Here is an 18,117-nt window from a genome sequence, read left to right as displayed (position 1 = left end):
CAAGCCGGCTCCCACAGGGATTGCACATGGCTTGCGGCTAGTGCTGTCGTTGTGGGAGCTGGCTTGCCAGCGATGAAGCCAACACTGTGCTCAGCTTCCGATCATCATCCCCGATGCAACCGCCCGCTCATGGCAAAGCTTCAGCACCACCCGGCGCTCGTCATTGCTCATCCGCCCCCAGCGGCCGATCTCGGCCACGGTGCGCTGGCAGCCGGTGCAGATATCCTGCTCGTCCAGCGCGCAGATGCTCACGCAAGGCGAGGCCACCGGCCGCTCTGCAACATCACTCATCGTCAACCACCAACTCCCGCGCATAACGCTGGGCATTGTGCACGTAATGCGCGGCGCTGGCTTCGAGCATGCGTTTCTGCTGCTCGGTCAGCTCACGCACCACCTTGCCCGGCGAGCCCATCACCAGCGAACCGTCGGGAATTTCCTTGCCCTCGGCGATCAGCGCATTGGCGCCGATGATGCAGTGCTTGCCGATGCGCGCACCGTTGAGGATCACCGCATTGATACCGACCAGGCTGTAGTCGCCCACCGTGCAGCCATGCAGCATGGCGTTGTGGCCGACGGTCACGCCTTTGCCCAAGGTCAGCGGCGAGCCCATGTCGGTGTGCATCACTGTGCCATCCTGGACGTTGCTGCCCTCACCGATATCGATCAGTTCGTTGTCCCCACGCAGCACCGCGCCAAACCACACGCTGGCATTGGCCTGCAAGCGCACGTTGCCGATCAGCGTGGCGTTGGGTGCGGCCCAACTGGTGGGGTGGCTCTCGACCCGCAGGTCGCCCAGGCGATATTTCATGCATGCTCCTCAGGCTGGGACACAGACGGCGGGGTTGGCCCCGCTCAGTTTTCGCTGTAACGCTCGGGGGGCTGGTGCAGGCTGATGCCGGCATCGAACAGCAGGTTGACCAATTCGACGATCATGATCGCCGACAACCCCCAGATCTTGTATTCACCGTAGCGGTAGCTGGGCACATACCAACTGCGCCCCTGGTAATCGATACGGTGGGTATGGTCGCGCGGGTCCTGGCGGAAGAACTCCAGCGGCACGGTGAATACTGCCGCGATCTCGGCGTCATTGGCGCGGTATTCGACAAAGTCCGGGATAACCCCGACGAATGGCGTCACCTTCAGGCCATGCAGCGAAATCAGCGGGCTCAGCGGGCCAATCACTTCCACCAGCCCAGGCGGCAGGCCGATTTCCTCTTCGGCCTCGCGCAAGGCGGTGAATACCAGGTCCGGGTCTTCCGGGTCACGACGGCCACCCGGAAAGGCCACTTCGCCACCGTGGGTGGACAGGCCCTTGGCGCGCAGGGTCAAGACCAGTTCGGGCGCTTCGCTGCGAGTAATGGGCAAAAGGACCGCCGCTTCAGGGAACCGTCGATCGGTTTCCAGTGATGCGGGTTGGTGATTGCTCATTCGGCGAAGTAGCTCGTCCAGCATTACACACGCTCGTATCCAAGGCCTGCCTTGCATGATGCACCAAAGCCACGACGCACCCAAGCCCTGCACGCTTGCGGCGACCCTGTGGCCGCGCCAAGATAGCCTTGAACAAAAGGAACGACACATGAAATTCTGCAGCGCGTGCGGCCAGCCGGTCATTCAACGGATCCCCGAGGGCGACAGCCGCCAGCGGTATGTCTGCGAGTCTTGCCAGACCATCCACTACCAGAACCCCAACATCGTCGCCGGCGTGTTGCCGACCTGGGGTAGCCAGGTACTGCTGTGCCGGCGCGCCATCGAGCCACGCCGGGGCTTCTGGACCCTGCCCGCCGGCTTCATGGAGAACGGCGAAACCCTCGACCAGGCCGCCCGTCGCGAAACCATCGAGGAAGCCTGCGCCCGGGTCGGGCCGACCAGCCTGTACCAGCTGTTCGATTTGCCGCACATCAACCAGGTACATGTGTTCTTCCGCGCCGAACTGGCGGACCTTGACTTCGATGTCGGTGTCGAAAGCCTGGAGGTGCGGCTGTTCGAGGAACATGAGATACCGTGGGGCGAGCTGGCTTTCCGCACCGTCACACGCACACTAGAATGCTACTATCGCGACCGCATCGGGCAGCACTACCCCATAGGCCATGAATACCTGCCGCCGATGAACGTCTCGACCATTACCTAGAAGCCTTCAGAGATACCCTTACATGCGCTGGTTGCTTGCCTTTTTCTGCCTTTGCGTTACCTCGGTGTCCCAGGCGGCCTTCACCGAGACCATCATCCGCAAGCCCCTGCCGGCAGCGCAAAGCCCCTCGCCCTCGCAGCAAGCCATGCAACCGCTGATCGACAAGGTGCTGGTGATCAAGTCCGAACGCCGCCTGCAACTGATCAGCCGCGGCGAACCACTGAAGACCTACCGTATCTCCCTGGGCAAGCAGCCCAAGGGCGCGAAGGAGCGCGAGGGCGACAAGAAGACCCCCGAGGGCCTGTACTGGCTGGACTGGCGCAAGCAGAGCGACCGTTTCAACCTGGCCATGCACATCAACTACCCGAATATCAGCGATGCCGCCCGCGCTACCCGTGAAGGCGTGAGCCCCGGCAGCATGATCATGATCCATGGCACGCCGATCAACGACGAGTACCCGGAGTGGTACTTCCATACGCTGGACTGGACCGATGGCTGCATCGCCATGCGCAACCGCGACATGCAGGAAGTATGGGACCTGGTGCGGGATGGGACGTTGATCGAGATCCGGCCTTGATATAGAGCCTTCCAACCAATGTTGTAGGAAACTTCCCACCATCAGGCACGAATTCGTCTGACCGGCGCATAGGAAGGGTACTGCATCCAAACCAACGACTTAATTTTTAGCATCCACGCAGACGAGTACGAGATCCGTACTCCATTTGCCGGGTGCTTGTATGCCTTGTCGATTTCACCGCATTGTCCGTTGGGCGCCAGCCTGCTGCCTGTCAGGGTTGCTGTCCATGCCTCAAGCGCTGGCCAACGACCCGGCCAGCCAACAACTGCGCGATCAACAGCAAATACTGCGGCAGTTGGAGCAGCAACAGCGGCTGGAGCGCTGGCAGCGCATACCCGCCCCATCTGAAAACGACGACACCAGCGCCCCCCTTGCTCAGCAGGACCGTTGCTGGGCCATCGATGGCATACGCGTGGCTGGCAACCGCCAGCTTTCGAACCCGGAACTGGAAGCGACCATCCGCGGCCTCACCCCCGCGTGCATGGGTATCGCCGAAATCAACCGGCTGCTGAAAGCCATCACCCAGCGCTACGTGCAAGCCGGCTACCCGACGGCCCGGCCTTACCTGCGGCAACCGCCCCAGGATGGCATGCCGCTGGACATCGACATTGTCGAGGGTTTCGTTGAAACCATCGAACTGGCGGGCCCGGCCCTGCCCTTGTCGCTGTCCGGTGCCTTCCCCAGCCTGCTCGGGCAGCCGCTGTACCTGCCGGACCTGGAGCAAGGCCTCGATCAACTGAACCGCTTGCGCGCCTATGACCTGGCTGCCGACCTATTGCCTGGCGAACTGCAGGGCGGCACCCGCGTTGTCGTGCAGCCACGCAAGGTGGCCTCGCGCTGGCACCTGGACAGCCGTTTCGACAACCGTGGCAGCGACCTCACCGGCCGCCATCGCCTGAACCTCGGCCTCGGCCTGGACAGCCCGCTGGGGCTCAATGATGACCTGCGCCTATCGCTGACCAGCACGGTGCTGGATGCGCCCGGCCAAAGCCGAGGCGTCTCGCTGTACTACAGCGTCCCCTACGGCGCCTGGACCTTCGCACTCAGCGCCAGCCAGCTGCGCTACCAGGCGCCCCTCCCCCATAGCGACAAGGCGGCCAGCGGCAGTAGCCGCTACCAAGGCCTGAGCATCGAGCGCGTACTGTGGCGCAACCAGCAAGGCATGCTCAGCGCCAGCCTCCGTCTAGACCGCAAGCAGTTGCTCAACCGCAGCGCAGGTGCGGTCATCGTCCAGCAGAGCCCCACGCTGGCCTCCCTGGAGGCAGGTATCAACCTGCTGTGGCTCGAAGGTGGCTTGTGGAATGGCTACCTGGCTATCGCCCAAGGCGTGGACGCGTTCGGTGCCGACCGCTCGCCGCTGGGCGCGGAGCGCTTGCGCCCGGACTTTCGCAAGTACCGCGCCAACCTGCTGCACTTGCGCCAGGGCCCTGTTGGCACGCCGTGGCGCTGGCAGAGCGAGCTGGGCCTGCAATACAGCAGTGACCCGCTGCCTGCCGTGGAGCAATTGCTGGCCAGTGACGACTCGGCCGTACGCGGGTTTCGCCTGCGTACCTATTCCGGTGCCAGCAGTGCGGTGTGGCGCAATACCTTCAGCCAGCCGCTGCCCCCAACCTGGGCCGCGCCTGTGCAAATACGTCCCTATATCGGCCTGGACCTGGGCTGGGTCCGGACAGCCAACGGCAAGCCGTCCCAACGCCTTGCCGGGGCCACCGCCGGAGCCGAACTGAGCCTGCCCGGCAGCCAACTGCGCCTGGGCTACCAACGCGCCCTGTACGCCAGCGACTTGCCCCGCCCACTGCTGGAACCCGGTTTCTGGGTGCTGGAGTGGACCTTGAACATCTGATTCACCCACAACAAAGAGAACGAGAACATGCAAACACTCTCGCAGTCACCGTCTATCCGCCCAGATACCTTGCGCTGGGCCATCTTCCTCGCCTTGCTGGGTTCCTCCAGCGCCGCCTTGGCCCAGGGCGGCCTGGAGGCAGCCAGCGGCCCCGCAGGCACGCCGGTCATCAACAACGGCCACGGCGTACCGGTAATCGACATCGTACCGCCCAACGCCAGCGGGCTGTCACACAACCAGTTCATCGACTACAACGTTGGCACCCCTGGTCTGGTGTTGAACAACGCCACCCAGGCCGGGCAGTCGCAACTGGCCGGCGCCTTGGCGGCCAACCCGCAGTTCCAGGGCCAGGCCGCCTCGACCATCCTCAACGAGGTGGTCAGCCGCAACGCCTCGCTGATCGAAGGCCCACAGGAAATCTTCGGGCGCCCGGCCGACTACATCCTGGCCAACCCCAATGGCATCACCCTCAATGGCGGCAGCTTCATCAACACCACTCGCGCCGGCTTCGTGGTTGGCACTCCGGAGTTCGAGGACCAGCAACTCAAGTACCTCGACACGCTCCAGGCCAGCGGCACCCTGCAGGTACTGGAGCATGGCCAGAACAATAGCGGTGGCGCCCTCGAACTGATTGCACCGCGCGTGGACAGCAAAGGCCTGCTCAAGGCCAGCGAAGCGCTCGACATCACAGTCGGGCGCAACCGCATCGACCGTCGCAGTGGCGAGGTTGTCGAACACCTGCCCAGCACCCCTTCCAGCATTGATGCCAACCTGTTCGGGGCAATGCGCGCCGGGCGTATCCGTGTGGTGAGCACTGCCGAAGGCGCGGGTGTGCGCGTGGGGGCAACGCAGGTTGTGGGCAAGGAGGGGGTCGAGATTCGCTCGGCTGGGGGCCTGCATGTCAGCGGCACGGTCGACAACCCCATCGAGCTGCGCAGCGAGCGCGGCACACTGAAACTCACCGCTGCCGATGACCTGACGCTTGAAACGGTCGACGGCCGGGCCCGGCGAATCGAAGCCAAGGCCGGCAACAAGCTCACACTGGACGCCAAGACCCGCGAGCACATCGAGCACGACAGTGACAGCTGGAACAAGAAGTTCTTGTTCATCACCCGTGAAACCTACAACCGCAAAACCACCACCACCCACCGGCAGCAACAGGGCAGTCAACTGCTGGGCAGTGACAGCGTGCTGTTGCAGTCCGGTGACGACATGCGCCTGACCGCAGCGAAGGTGGATGCAGGTAACGAGCTGATAGTCGACAGCGGGGCCGACCTGGACATCGTGGCCGGTATCGACAGCCAGCGCATCGAAGAGCAGGTGCGCCACCGCAAGGACTTATGGCGCGGCGACAGCGATAGCGACCAGCTCAAGGAAACCGCAAGGGGCAGTACGCTCGGCGCCAAGCACATGACGGTCAAGGCAAGCGGCAACCTCAACGTGCAAGGCAGCAGCCTGCACAGCCGCGGCGACTTGGCTATCCATGCAAAACAGGCAAACATCGGTACCACCACCTTGCAGGAGCGTGGAACCCAACGCGACTACCGTGGCGACCTGGTATCCGGCGCGTTCTTTGCTGATCGAAAAGGTAACGATATCGAGGGCCAGGCCGTTGCCGGCAGCAAGGTCGCCAGCGATGGCAAGCTTACCGTGACCGCCGACCAGGTCACCATCAAAGGCAGTAGCGTGCACGGCAAGCAGGATGCGGTGCTCTACAGCAAGAAAGGTTCACTGGCCATCAAGGCAGACCACGCCAGCACTACTGCCACCAACCGCAACAGCGACAGCAAACTGTTCGGCCTGCTTGGCAGCACGCACGAAAGCACGGACCACAAACAGCAGGTACTGGTCAGCGACGTCAGCTCGACCAGCAACCTGCGCCTGGCCAGCGCCGAAGAACTGCGCATCCAGGGCGCCAAGGTCGAAGCGGGCAAGCATCTGCAAGTCGAGGCCAAAAGCGACCTGCTGATCGACAGTGCGCAATCGCTCGATGAACGCAAAACCCGCGACCAGCAACGCAGCTTCACAGCCAGCGCCAGGCAGACCCAGGAAGCTGAGGATGGCAAGCCCGAGTCCCGCCAGTACGAGGCCGGCGTGGCCTATGACGTCGTGACCAGCACCAGCGAGCAGCGCATCACCAGCCAGGTTGCCAGTGAACTCAAGGGCGGCTCGGTGGACCTGCGCAGCGGCGCTCACCTGCAGGTCAACGGCTCCAAGGTCAAGGCCGGCGCAGGCGACCTCGACGTGCAGGCGCAGAAGGTGACGCTGGGCGCTACCCGCAATGACCGCGAGACGACCACCAACACCACCCAGAGTGGTGGCGGCTTGACGTTGACCGGCGGCATCGACCGACTGGGCAGCGCGTTCGAAGGCCATCACAACCGCGAGATGATGAGCGAGCGCGACAGCACCGCGCAGCGCAGCGAGTTGCAGGCCAGCGGTAACCTCAAGCTGCATAGCGACGAATTGGTTACCGAAGCCGCACGTATCAAGGCTGGCGACAACCTGCAGGTAACTGCCAAACGCATCGACAACCGCGCCGTGCAGGATACCCAGGAACGTGAAAAGCGCCGTAATGAGTGGTCTGGCAGCCTGGGCGCCAGTGTCGAGTACCGCGACCTTACCCGCCCCATCGAACGCCTGGTGCAGGGCAAGGAAGCCGCACGCTTCCAGCAAGCCTCGCCCGAGGACGCCATGGCGCCGCCTAGCGTCGGCGCCGAGATGACCGTGGAACACCTCAAGCGCCTGGAAAACCAGCGCCGCAGTTTGGCCCGTGTGAGTGAGTTTTCCGGGGCCAAGGTCGAGGTCAAGGCCGACACCCTGGCTGACCAGGGAACAGCCTGGCGGGCCGATACCGGCACGCTGAACATCGAGGCGCAGCAGCACCAGATGGACGCCGCCGAGAACACCCAGGAAACCACCGTGCAGCGCCTGGCCTTTGGTGGCGATGCCCGCCTGGACACCAGCACCGGCGAGGACCTTAATGTACGCGTAGCCGGCCAGGGCGGGTCGCTGGATAAAAAGGACAGCGCCAGCACCGCCGTGCCCGGTAGCCTGTACGGGCAACAGGGTATCCAGGTACAGCTGGGCAGCGATGGCCGCTACGAAGGTACCCGCATCGATGGCGGCGAAGGCAATGTGGTCATGCACAGTGCAGGCTCGCTGACCTTGCCACAGGCGACCGACCAGACCAAACAACAGTCACGCCAGCTCGATGGCAATGCCTGGGCCAAAGTCGGCAACCGCCCGGGTAGCACCGGTGTCGATGGCCGTGGCTATCTCGACCACAGCCAAAAGCTGAGCACGCAGAACACGGCGCAAGTGGCCCAAGTCGACGCCAAGGGCCAGGTACACCTGACCAGTAAAGGCGACCTCTTGCTCGAAGGCACGCGCATTGGCAGCCGCGAAGCCAAGGCTGGCGGCATACAGGTGCACAGCGACGGCCGACTGCAGGTCAAGGCCGCCAGCAACACCCAGCAAGCCACAGGCAGCAACCTGGGCGGCGGCCTGGAGCTGGCGGCCAAAACAGGCAAGACCAAGGGTGGTGCCATCGGCGGTCACTTCAGTCACGGCAAGCAGGACGAAAATGCACGTCAGGCGCTCGATGCTCAGTTTGCCAGCAACGGCGCACTGACCCTGAGCAGCAACGCCCGCGAGGACATCGCCCTGCACCTGCAAGGCCTGCAAGCCTCGGCCGAACGGATAAGCCTGGACGCATCGAACGGCGGCATGCTGGTGGAAGCGTCATCCAACCAGGAGCGACGCGACAACCTCGACATCACCGCCGGGGCCGGTTTCAACATGGCCAAAGGTGCGCTCGACACTCGCGGCCTGCATGGTCGCGTGAAGGTAGATTTCGACAAGCGCGACAATCTCACCTGGAATGCCAGTGACCTGCGCGCCGAGCGCCTCGAGCTGCAAAGCCGCGGCGATACCCGCATCGAAGGCGCAACCCTGGAAGCAGGGCATATTGGCGGCGCGATCGACGGTGACCTGCGCATCGCCAGCCGCAAGGACAGCGTCGATACCCTGAGCGTGAAAGGCGATGCCAGGCTGAGCCAGGAGAAAAACCCACAGGGCTATGTCAACGCGGCCACTTCGGTGGCAGGGCCGCTGGGGAGCAAGGTCGAGAAGAAGGCCGGTTCCGCCCTGAGCAAGGCCGACCCTGGTTTCTCGCCAACCTTCAGCCTCGACGTGTCGCATGTGCAGCGCGACAGTGTGGCCCGTCAGGCCGTGCTCAAAGGTAGCGACGGCATCGACCTGCAGGTCGGTGGCAACGCGCATCTGGTGGGGGCACGCTTGCAGTCGGCCAAGGGCACCGTGGTGCTCGACGCTAACTCGGTCACCCGTGAAACGCTGAGCGGGAATGACTATCGCCGAGACGTGTCGATCGATGCATCCAACTCACCGGTAGACCTGGGCACCGCAATCGCCGAGATGGCCAAGGGCAAGGGGGCGGCGGATGGGGAAAATGCGCTGGACCTGGGGGTGTTGAGGACCAGTGGGCATAGCCGTAGCGAACAGTGGGTGTCGGAGGTACAAGACAAGCACTGAAGCCGTAACGCGGGCCGCTTTGCGGCCCCAACCTGCAATTTCAAAGCCCGTTAACATTTCTGCCAGTCAATCATCATATTGGCGCTCTAAAGTCGCAGCTTGCGCCCATTCAGCCAACACAAGGACCCCCTGATGAGTCGAGGAAGCGGCGACAACCTGGACCGCAACCACAGTTGCAATCTGCCGATGGCCAACGTCATGGACGTCTACCTCAGCCGCCGCAGCGTGATGCGTGGCAGCCTGGGCGCCGCTATCGCCATGCTCGCCGGTACCGGCCTGACAGGCTGCTTCGACGGTAGTGGTGGCAACCATGATGCCCCGCTCACCGAGCCGTCTGTAACCGAACCGCACGCACCGAAACTGGCGCTGGGTTTCCAGTCCATCCCGGGCTCGCGCACCGATGCCTGCGTAGTGGCCGCCGGCTACAGCGCCTACGTGCTGGCGCCTTGGGGCACACCGATCAACAGCAACGGCAACCCGTGGAAGTCCGATGGCAGCAACACCTCGATCGACCAGGCCAATGCCATGGGCATGCACCACGACGGCATGCACTTCTTCCCCATCGACGGCAGCTCGGAAGACGGCCTGCTGGCGATCAACTTCGAGTACATCGACACCGCGGCCCTGCACCCAGCCGGCCCGACCAGCGATGTCGAGGGCAAGCGCCCGGCTGAAGAAGTGCGCAAGGAAATCAACGCCCACGGGGCTGGCGTGGTGCGCCTGCAGAAGGTCAACGGCCGCTGGCAGGTGGTCGACAACGACCCGCTGAACCGCCGCTTCACCACCGCCTCACGCATGGAAATCACCGGCCCCTTGCGTGGTACCGACCACGTCAAGACCAAGTATTCCAGCACCGGCACCCACTGCCGCGGTACCAACAACAACTGCGGCAACGGCTACACACCGTGGGGCACCTACCTGACCTGTGAAGAGAACTGGCCAGGCATCTTCGTCAACAAGGGCACCCAGCCTGAAGACCAGCGCCGCATTGGCGTGGGCACCTCCAGTGGCCAGTACAAGTGGGAAAGCGCTGCCGGTGACAGCAGCGAAGTGGCCGACGAGTTCGCCCGCTTCGACGTGACAGTCAAAGGCGCCAGCGCCACCGACGACTACCGCAACGAAGCCAGCACCTACGGCTATATCGTCGAGATCGACCCGTACGACAGCAGCACCTTGGCCACCAAGCGCACCGCACTGGGTCGCTTCCGCCACGAAGGCTGCTGCCCAGGCCTGGCGGTCGCCGGCAAGCCACTGGTGTGGTACATGGGTGACGATTCCAACAACGAGTACCTGTACAAGTGGGTGTCGACGGCAGTATGGGACGCCGCCGACGCCACCCCGGCCGACCGCCTGGCCACCGGCGCCAAGTACCTGGATCAGGGCAAGCTTTACGTAGCCCGCTTCAATGCCGACGGCACCGGCGTGTGGCTGTTGCTGGACGTGACCACCGCCACCATCGGCGGCAGCACCCTGGGCGCACTGTACGGCGACCTGGCGGGCATCATCCTCAACACCCGGGGTGCTGGCGATGCCGTAGGCGCAACGCCGATGGACCGCCCGGAATGGACCGCGGTCAACCCGCTCAATGGCGACGTGTACCTGACCTTGACCAACAACAGCGCGCGTACCTCGGAAAAGGTCGATGCCGCCAACCCTCGCGGCCCGAGCCGTCACGGCCATATCATCCGCTGGCATGACAGCGACGACCAACTGAGCTTCACTTGGGACATCTTCGCGTTCGGCGCCAACGCTGCTGGCACTGCCGACATCAACCGCTCCGGCCTGACCGAGTTGAACCAGTTCGCCAGCCCTGACGGCATGAGCTTCGATAGCCGTGGCGTACTGTGGTTCGAGACCGACAACGGCGAGAGCACCTTGACCGAGTACACCAACGACCAGCTGCTGGCGGTGATCCCCACCGACCTGATGGATGCCAGTGGCAAGCAAGTGCCGGTGAATGCACAGAACCAGGTGGACCTGCGGCGTTTCTTCGTCGGGCCGAACGATTGCGAAGTGACCGGGATTGCCTTTACCCCGGACAACAAGACACTGTTCGTCAACATCCAGCACCCGGGTAACTGGCCGTATACCGACAAGGCCACCGATGCTACCCCGGCAGGGGCCACGGTAAGGCCGCGGGCGGCGACGGTGGTGATTCAGCGTATTGATGGCGGGGAGATTGGTACCGTCTGACAGATCTGCGCGATTGGGCTGCAAAGCAGCCCCGGCTAGCTCAAGCCTTGCCAAAGTACCGGTCAGTCAGCTCTGTTCTGGCTGTACCGGCCTATTCGCGGGCACGCCCGCTCCCACAGGGATCGCATCAGGGCTGACAGGTGTTTGCCACAAGATATGCAGCGCCTGTGAGATCGAGCGCCGCCCGCGCGGCGCATCGCGAGCTGGCGCTCACTCCTACGTTTGTTTCGGGCCAGTGAGGCTTGTGCCAGGCGCGCGCGACCGCCTTGTTCGTACGACGCGATATCGAGCCATGCGCCAAAGCGTTCGCGCGCAAATCCCATAGGAATGATTGGCCCGAAACAAACGTAGGAGTGAGCGCCAGCTCGCGATGCGCCGCGCGGGCGGCGCTCGATCTCACAGGCGCTGAAGATGCAGTGGCGAGCACCTGGCAACCCTGATGCCATTGCCAGAAACCATAGAATCTCCCACAGGGATCGCACAACCTTTGAGTATTGTGCAATCCCTGTGGGAGCGGGCGTGCCCGCGAATAGCCTTGATGCGCTCTTAGAACTCGGCGAGCCGCCAGACTTCGTAGGCTGGCGTCTCGTACGGGTGGCTCTGCTTCAGGGCAGCGACGACCTGGGCTACCAGCTCGTCAGCCACCACCAGCTCCACCTTCCACTCTTCCACCACCTCGACCTGGCCGGTTTGCCCGAGGTACGGCTGGCTGCCGTCCAACGGGCGGAACTGGCCCTGGCCCAAGGTTTGCCAGGCGCAGTGGTCATAGTCACCGATGCGCCCGCCACCGGCGGCGAATACAGCGGCCTTGACCACCTCGACGTGGCTGGCGGGGACGAAGAAGGCGAGCTTGTACACGCCTTAGTTCACCCACACCCGGGCGTTGCGGAACATACGCATCAGCGCCGCATCTTCCTGCCACTCATCCGGGCGCCAGGAGTTCTGCACGGCGCGGAACACACGCTCCGGGTGCGGCATCATGATGGTCACGCGGCCGTCGCGGCTGGTCAGGCCGGTGATACCACGCGGCGAGCCGTTCGGGTTGGCCGGGTAGGCTTCGGTGACCTTGCCGTGGTTGTCGACGTAGCGCAGGGCCACGCAACCGGACACATCGGCTTCCAGCAGTGCCTCTTCGCTGGCGAACTCGGCATGGCCTTCACCGTGGGCGATGGCGATCGGCATGCGCGAACCAGCCATGCCCTGCAGGAGGATCGAGTTGGACTTCTGCACCTCGACCATGGCCACGCGCGCCTCGAACTGCTCCGAGCGGTTGCGCACGAAGTGCGGCCAGTACTCGGTGCCCGGGATCAGCTCGTGCAGGTTGGACATCATCTGGCAACCGTTGCACACACCCAGGGCAAAACTGTCGGTACGCTCGAAGAAGGCCTGGAAGGCATCACGGGCGCGGGCGTTGAACAGTGCCGACTTGGCCCAGCCTTCACCGGCTCCCAGCACGTCACCGTAGGAGAAGCCACCGCAGGCGACCAGGCCCTTGAAGGCTTCGAAGTCGACTCGGCCGGCGAGGATGTCGCTCATGTGCACGTCAATGGCGGCGAAGCCGGCGCGGTCGAAGGCGGCAGCCATCTCGACCTGACCGTTGACGCCCTGCTCGCGCAGGATGGCCACTTGCGGGCGCACACCCTTCTTGATGTACGGTGCGGCGATGTCGTCGTTGACGTCGAAGCCCAGCTTGACCGACAGGCCCGGGTTGTCTTCCTCGAGCAGCAGGTCGAATTCCTGGTCGGCGCAGTCGGCGTTGTCGCGCAGGCGCTGAACCTGGTAGCTGGTCTCGGCCCACTGGCGCTGCAGCATGCGGCGGTCGTCGTCGAACAGCACTTCGCCGTTCAGGCTGATGGACACTTCACCATTGTTGACCGGCTTGCCGATCACCGCGACGCAACCTTCGCCCAGGCCAGCGGCGCTGAATTGTGCCAGCACGTCCGGGGTGGCATCCTGGCGCACCTGGATGACCGCACCCAGCTCTTCGTTGAAGAGGATGGCCGGCACGTCCTTGCGGCTGTCGGTCAACGGGTCGAGGTGCAGGTCGAGGCCGCAGTGGCCGGCGAAGGCCATTTCCAGCACGGTGGTAGCCAGGCCGCCGTCGGAACGGTCGTGGTAGGCCAGCAGGTGGCCATCTTCGTTCAGGCCCTGGATCACGGCGAAGAACGCCTTGAGGTCTTCGGCGTCGTCGACATCCGGTGCCTGGGTCGCGATCTTGCCATAGGTCTGGGCCAGGATCGAGGCGCCCATACGGTTCTTGCCGCGGCCCAGGTCGATCAGGATCAGGTCGGTCTCGCCCTTGTCCATGCGCAGTTGCGGGGTCAGGGTCTTGCGAATGTCGGTGACCGGGGCAAAGCCGGTGATGATCAGCGACATCGGCGAGGTAACGCTCTTCTCGACGCCCTCGTCGCTCCACTTGGTCTTCATCGACATGGAGTCTTTGCCGACCGGAATGGTGATGCCCAGCTCAGGGCACAGCTCCATGCCGACAGCCTTGACGGTGTCGTACAGGCGCGCGTCTTCGCCCGGGTGGCCAGCAGCGGACATCCAGTTGGCCGACAGCTTGATGTCGGACAGCTTCTCGATACGCGAAGCCGCCAGGTTGGTCAGGGTTTCGCCGATGGCCATACGGCCGGAAGCCGGAGCATCCAGCAGTGCCAGCGGGGTACGCTCGCCCATGGCCATGGCTTCGCCGGTGTAGACGTCGAAGCTGGTGGCGGTGACGGCGCAGTCGGCTACCGGGACCTGCCACGGGCCGACCATCTGGTCACGGGCAACCAGGCCGGTGATGGTGCGGTCGCCGATGGTGATCAGGAAGCTCTTGCTGGCCACCGCCGGGTGGTTCAGCACGCGCTGCACGGCGCTGTCCAGGTCCAGCTCGCTCGGGTCGAAGTCATCGCCCAGCTCGGCTTCACGGGTAACCGAACGGTGCATGCGCGGCGGCTTGCCCAGCAGCACGTCCAGCGGCATGTCTACCGGGGTGTTGCCGAAGTGGCTGTCGCTTACGGTCAGATGCGGCTCTTCAGTTGCCTCACCGACCACCGCGAACGGGCAGCGCTCGCGTTCGCAAATGGCCTGGAAGCGCTCGAAGTCGACGGCGCTGACGGCCAGCACGTAACGTTCTTGCGATTCGTTGCTCCAGATTTCGTGCGGGGCCATGCCCGGCTCGTCGTTGGGCACGTTGCGCAGCTCGAAGCGGCCACCACGGCCACCGTCGTTGACCAGCTCAGGGAAGGCGTTGGAGATACCGCCGGCGCCCACGTCGTGGATGAAGGCGATGGGGTTGGCGTCGCCCAGTTGCCAGCAGCGGTCGATGACCTCCTGGCAACGGCGCTCCATTTCCGGGTTTTCGCGCTGTACCGAAGCGAAGTCCAGGTCTGCCGAGCTGGCACCGGTAGCCACCGACGAAGCGGCGCCACCGCCCAGGCCGATCAGCATGGCCGGGCCGCCGAGCACGATCAGCTTGGCGCCGACAGTGATCTCGCCCTTCTGCACGTGGTCTTCACGGATGTTGCCCATGCCGCCGGCGAGCATGATCGGCTTGTGGTAGCCGCGCACTTCTTCACCGTGCGGGGTGTTGATGGCCTGCTCGAAGGTACGGAAGTAACCAGTCAGCGCCGGGCGCCCGAATTCGTTGTTGAACGCGGCACCACCCAGTGGCCCTTCGATCATGATGTCGAGGGCATCGACGATGCGCTCAGGCTTGCCGTAGGCCTGCTCCCACGGCTGTTCGAAGCCCGGGATACGCAGGTTGGACACGGTGAAGCCGGTCAGGCCCGCCTTGGGCTTGGCGCCACGGCCAGTAGCGCCTTCGTCACGAATTTCACCGCCCGAGCCGGTGGAAGCGCCGGAGAACGGAGCGATGGCGGTCGGGTGGTTGTGCGTCTCGACCTTCATCAGGATGTGCACCGGCTCCTGCACCGCGCCGTACTGGCGGGTTTCAGGGTTCGGGAAGAAGCGGCCGGCAATGTTGCCGACGATCACCGAAGCGTTGTCCTTGTACGCAGACAGCACGCCTTCGCTGTGCATCTGGTAGGTGTTCTTGATCATGCCGAACAGGCTCTTTTCCTGAGCCTGGCCGTCGATGTCCCAACTGGCGTTGAAGATCTTGTGGCGGCAGTGCTCGGAGTTGGCCTGGGCGAACATCATCAGTTCGATGTCGTTCGGGTTGCGCTTAAGCCCCTGGAAGGCGTTGACCAGGTAGTCGATCTCGTCTTCGGCCAGGGCCAGGCCCAGGTCGATGTTGGCCTGGGCCAGGGCGGCGCGGCCACCAGCGAGGATGTCCACCGAGGTCATCGGCTTCGGCTGGGCGTGGCTGAACAGGTCGGCGGCCTGCTCCAGTTGGCCGAGCACGCGCTGGGTCATGCGGTCGTGCAGTTCGGCGGCGATCAGTTCGGCGTCAGCGTCGCTCAGGGTGCCGGCAACGTAGTAGGCGATGCCGCGCTCCAGGCGCTGGATCGACTGCAGGCCGCAGTTGTGAGCGATGTCGCTGGCCTTGCTGGCCCATGGCGAAATGGTGCCCAGGCGCGGCACGACCAGGAACAGGCGGCCAGTCGGCTCCTGCACCGGCACGCTCGGGCCGTACTTGAGCAAACGGCCCAGCACCTGCTGCTGGTCGGCGGTCAGCTCGCCGTCGACATCGGCGAAGTGGGCGAATTCGGCATACAAACCAGTAACAGCGGGGACTTTCTGGCTCAGTTGCTCGAGTAATTTACCGTGGCGAAAGGCAGAAAGGGCAGGAGCGCCGCGCAGGATCAACATCGTCGGGACAGCCTCAGGAAGGGGTGTGCTTAGAGGCCGTGCATTCTAGCCTAATTCGATGGCTTTCGGCACCCGCTCTAAGCCATGGCTGCCGGGCGGTGGAACCGGACCTCGGGGTCAAAAAAAAGCGACAAGCTGCAAGCTGCAAGCTGCAAGCTGCAAGCTGCAAGAAAAAACATGCCCTGCGCCGGTAATGCCAGTCAGTTAAGCCTATAAGGCACATTGGGGCTGCTATGCAGCCCATCGCCGCGGTTCGTCGCCACGACAAGCCAGCTCCCACAGGTACCGCGCAGATCCCAGGCTTTGCGCAGTCCCTGTGGGAGCTGGCTTGCCGGCGATGGGCCGCACAGCGGCCCCAAATGGCTTGACTGACTGGCATTCCCCTGCGCCGGCTGCTTTTTCTCGTGGCTTACAGCTTGAAGCTTGCAGCACAGAACCCGCTACCAGACAAGCTAACCGTTGTCGAGATATGGCTCGGCCAGTCCTTTGCGTATACTGCAACCTATGTTCGCCCACACTGCTTTGCGCCAGCGTTGCGCCAGATGGCTCCTCGCAACCGGTCTCTTTCTGCTGCTCGGTGCCTGCGTTGAAAAACCCAGCACCCTCGAGCGCGTGAAGGAGGATGGCGTGCTGCGCGTGATCACCCGCAACAGCCCGGCCACCTACTTCCAGGACCGCAACGGCGAAACCGGCTTCGAGTACGAACTGGTCAAGCATTTCGCCGACGATCTCGGCGTCAAGCTGGAGATCGAGACCGCCGACAACCTCGACGAGCTGTTCGACGACCTCAGCAAGCCCTCCGGCCCGGTGCTGGCGGCAGCCGGCCTGGTCAGCAGCGAGCGGCGCAAGGCCCAGGCGAAGTTCTCCCACCCCTACCTGGAAGTGACCCCACAGGTCATCTACCGCAACGGCCGCCCGCGCCCCACCGAAGCCAAGGGCCTGGTCGGCAAGAAGATCATGGTGCTCAAGGGCAGCAGCCATGCCGACCAGTTGGCCGCGCTGAAAAAGCAGTACCCAGGCCTGGAATACGAAGAGTCCGACGCCGTCGAGGTGGTCGACCTGCTACGCATGGTCGACGAAGGCCAGATCGACCTGACCCTGGTCGACTCCAACGAACTGGCAATGAACCAGGTGTACTTCCCCAACGTGCGGGTCGCCTTCGACCTCGGCGACACCCGCGACCAGCGCTGGGCGGTGGCGGCCGGCGAAGACAACAGCCTGCTCAACGAGATCAACGAGTTCCTCGACAAGGCGCAGAAGAACGGTACCCTGCAACGCCTGAAAGACCGCTACTACGGCCATGTCGACGTACTGGGCTATGTGGGCGCCTACACCTTCGCCCAGCACCTGCAGCAGCGCCTGCCCAAGTACGAGAAGCACTTCAAGAACTACGCCAAGGTCGAGCAGGTGGACTGGCGCCTGCTGGCCGCCATCGGCTACCAGGAGTCGATGTGGCAGCCGGAGGTCACCTCCAAGACCGGCGTGCGCGGCCTGATGATGCTGACCCAGCGCACCGCCCAGGCCATGGGCGTGTCCAACCGACTGGACCCGAAGCAGAGCATCCAGGGTGGTGCCAAGTACTTCATGAAGATCAAGCAAGAACTCGACGACAGCATCCAGGAGCCGGACCGCACCTGGTTCGCCTTGGCCGCCTACAACGTCGGCGGCGGCCACCTGGAAGATGCCCGCACCCTGGCCAAGCGCGAGAAGCTCAACCCGAACAAATGGCTGGATGTGAAGAAGATGCTGCCGCGCCTGTCGCAGAAGCAGTGGTATCGCCAGACCAAGTACGGCTACGCCCGCGGCGGCGAGCCGGTGCACTTCGTGGCCAACATTCGGCGTTACTACGACATCCTCACCTGGGTGACCCAACCGCAGCTCGAAGGCCAGGTGGCCGAGGGTAGCCTGCATGTGCCTGGGGTTAACAAGGACAAACCGGCGGAGCAGTCGCCGCCGATGTGAGCCTGTACCGGCCTCTTCGCGGGCACGCCCGCTCCCACAGGTACAGCACAGGTCTGAGGGGGGTGATATTCCTGTGGGAGCGGGCGTGCCCGCGAAGAG

11 protein-coding genes are annotated in these 18,117 nt (G+C 63.9%); 6 read left to right on the top strand and 5 right to left on the bottom strand.

The features are described 5' to 3' along the window. Positions 1-90: 90 nt before the first annotated feature. The 3 genes from TZ03_RS07390 to TZ03_RS07380 are packed head-to-tail and all read right to left on the bottom strand — an operon-like array spanning position 91 to position 1,452. Positions 91-291: a DUF1289 domain-containing protein gene (locus TZ03_RS07390; RefSeq protein WP_051096689.1), complete on the bottom strand. Its 201-nt coding sequence runs from the start codon at positions 289-291 to the stop codon at positions 91-93. Further along, a complete protein-coding gene (locus tag TZ03_RS07385) occupies positions 284-808 on the bottom strand; it encodes a gamma carbonic anhydrase family protein (RefSeq protein ID WP_051096688.1) in 525 nt (174 codons plus the stop codon). Before TZ03_RS07385 ends, TZ03_RS07390 begins: the two co-directional genes overlap by 8 nt. 44 nt (positions 809-852) lie before the next feature. Next, entirely contained in the window at positions 853-1,452 is a 600-nt protein-coding gene (locus TZ03_RS07380) for a CoA pyrophosphatase (RefSeq protein WP_051096687.1), read from the bottom strand. A 124-nt stretch (positions 1,453-1,576) separates the two neighbouring features. On the opposite strand from TZ03_RS07380, the gene TZ03_RS07375 reads away from it, so the two are divergent. The 5 genes from TZ03_RS07375 (at position 1,577) to TZ03_RS07355 (ending at position 11,295) form a co-directional block, all read left to right on the top strand. Further along, entirely contained in the window at positions 1,577-2,128 is a 552-nt protein-coding gene (locus TZ03_RS07375) for an NUDIX hydrolase (protein ID WP_051096686.1), read from the top strand. 22 nt (positions 2,129-2,150) lie between these two features. Then, positions 2,151-2,705, top strand: coding sequence for a L,D-transpeptidase family protein (locus tag TZ03_RS07370; protein WP_051096685.1), 555 nt, complete (start codon positions 2,151-2,153; stop codon positions 2,703-2,705). A 160-nt stretch (positions 2,706-2,865) separates the two neighbouring features. Continuing rightward, a complete protein-coding gene (locus TZ03_RS07365) occupies positions 2,866-4,548 on the top strand; it encodes a ShlB/FhaC/HecB family hemolysin secretion/activation protein (RefSeq protein WP_051096684.1) in 1,683 nt (560 codons plus the stop codon). 27 nt (positions 4,549-4,575) lie between these two features. After that, complete coding sequence (locus tag TZ03_RS07360; protein WP_051096683.1) at positions 4,576-9,102, top strand: hemagglutinin repeat-containing protein; 4,527 nt, start codon at positions 4,576-4,578, stop codon at positions 9,100-9,102. Between the two features lie 132 nt (positions 9,103-9,234). Next, the gene (locus TZ03_RS07355; RefSeq protein WP_051096682.1) at positions 9,235-11,295 is read left to right on the top strand and encodes a PhoX family protein; all 2,061 of its coding nucleotides are present in this window, start codon (positions 9,235-9,237) and stop codon (positions 11,293-11,295) included. Positions 11,296-11,841: 546 nt separating this feature from the next. On the opposite strand, the gene TZ03_RS07350 is transcribed toward TZ03_RS07355, so the two are convergent. Together TZ03_RS07350 and purL are read right to left on the bottom strand one after the other, a co-directional pair. Next, a complete protein-coding gene (locus tag TZ03_RS07350) occupies positions 11,842-12,153 on the bottom strand; it encodes an NGG1p interacting factor 3 protein, NIF3 (protein WP_051096681.1) in 312 nt (103 codons plus the stop codon). Between the two features lie 3 nt (positions 12,154-12,156). Further along, positions 12,157-16,056, bottom strand: a complete 3,900-nt coding sequence (gene purL, locus TZ03_RS07345; RefSeq protein ID WP_051096680.1) for a phosphoribosylformylglycinamidine synthase — start codon at positions 16,054-16,056, stop codon at positions 12,157-12,159. 504 nt (positions 16,057-16,560) lie between these two features. On the opposite strand from purL, the gene mltF reads away from it, so the two are divergent. Beyond that, positions 16,561-18,018, top strand: a complete 1,458-nt coding sequence (gene mltF, locus TZ03_RS07340) for a membrane-bound lytic murein transglycosylase MltF (RefSeq protein WP_051096679.1) — start codon at positions 16,561-16,563, stop codon at positions 18,016-18,018. Positions 18,019-18,117: the final 99 nt, after the last annotated feature.

It is taken from the genome of Pseudomonas sp. 10-1B (genome assembly GCF_000935045.1).
Classification (GTDB): domain Bacteria; phylum Pseudomonadota; class Gammaproteobacteria; order Pseudomonadales; family Pseudomonadaceae; genus Aquipseudomonas.
The sequence above is the reverse complement of the archived record's forward strand: the minus strand, read 5'-3'. Positions and strand labels throughout refer to the sequence as shown.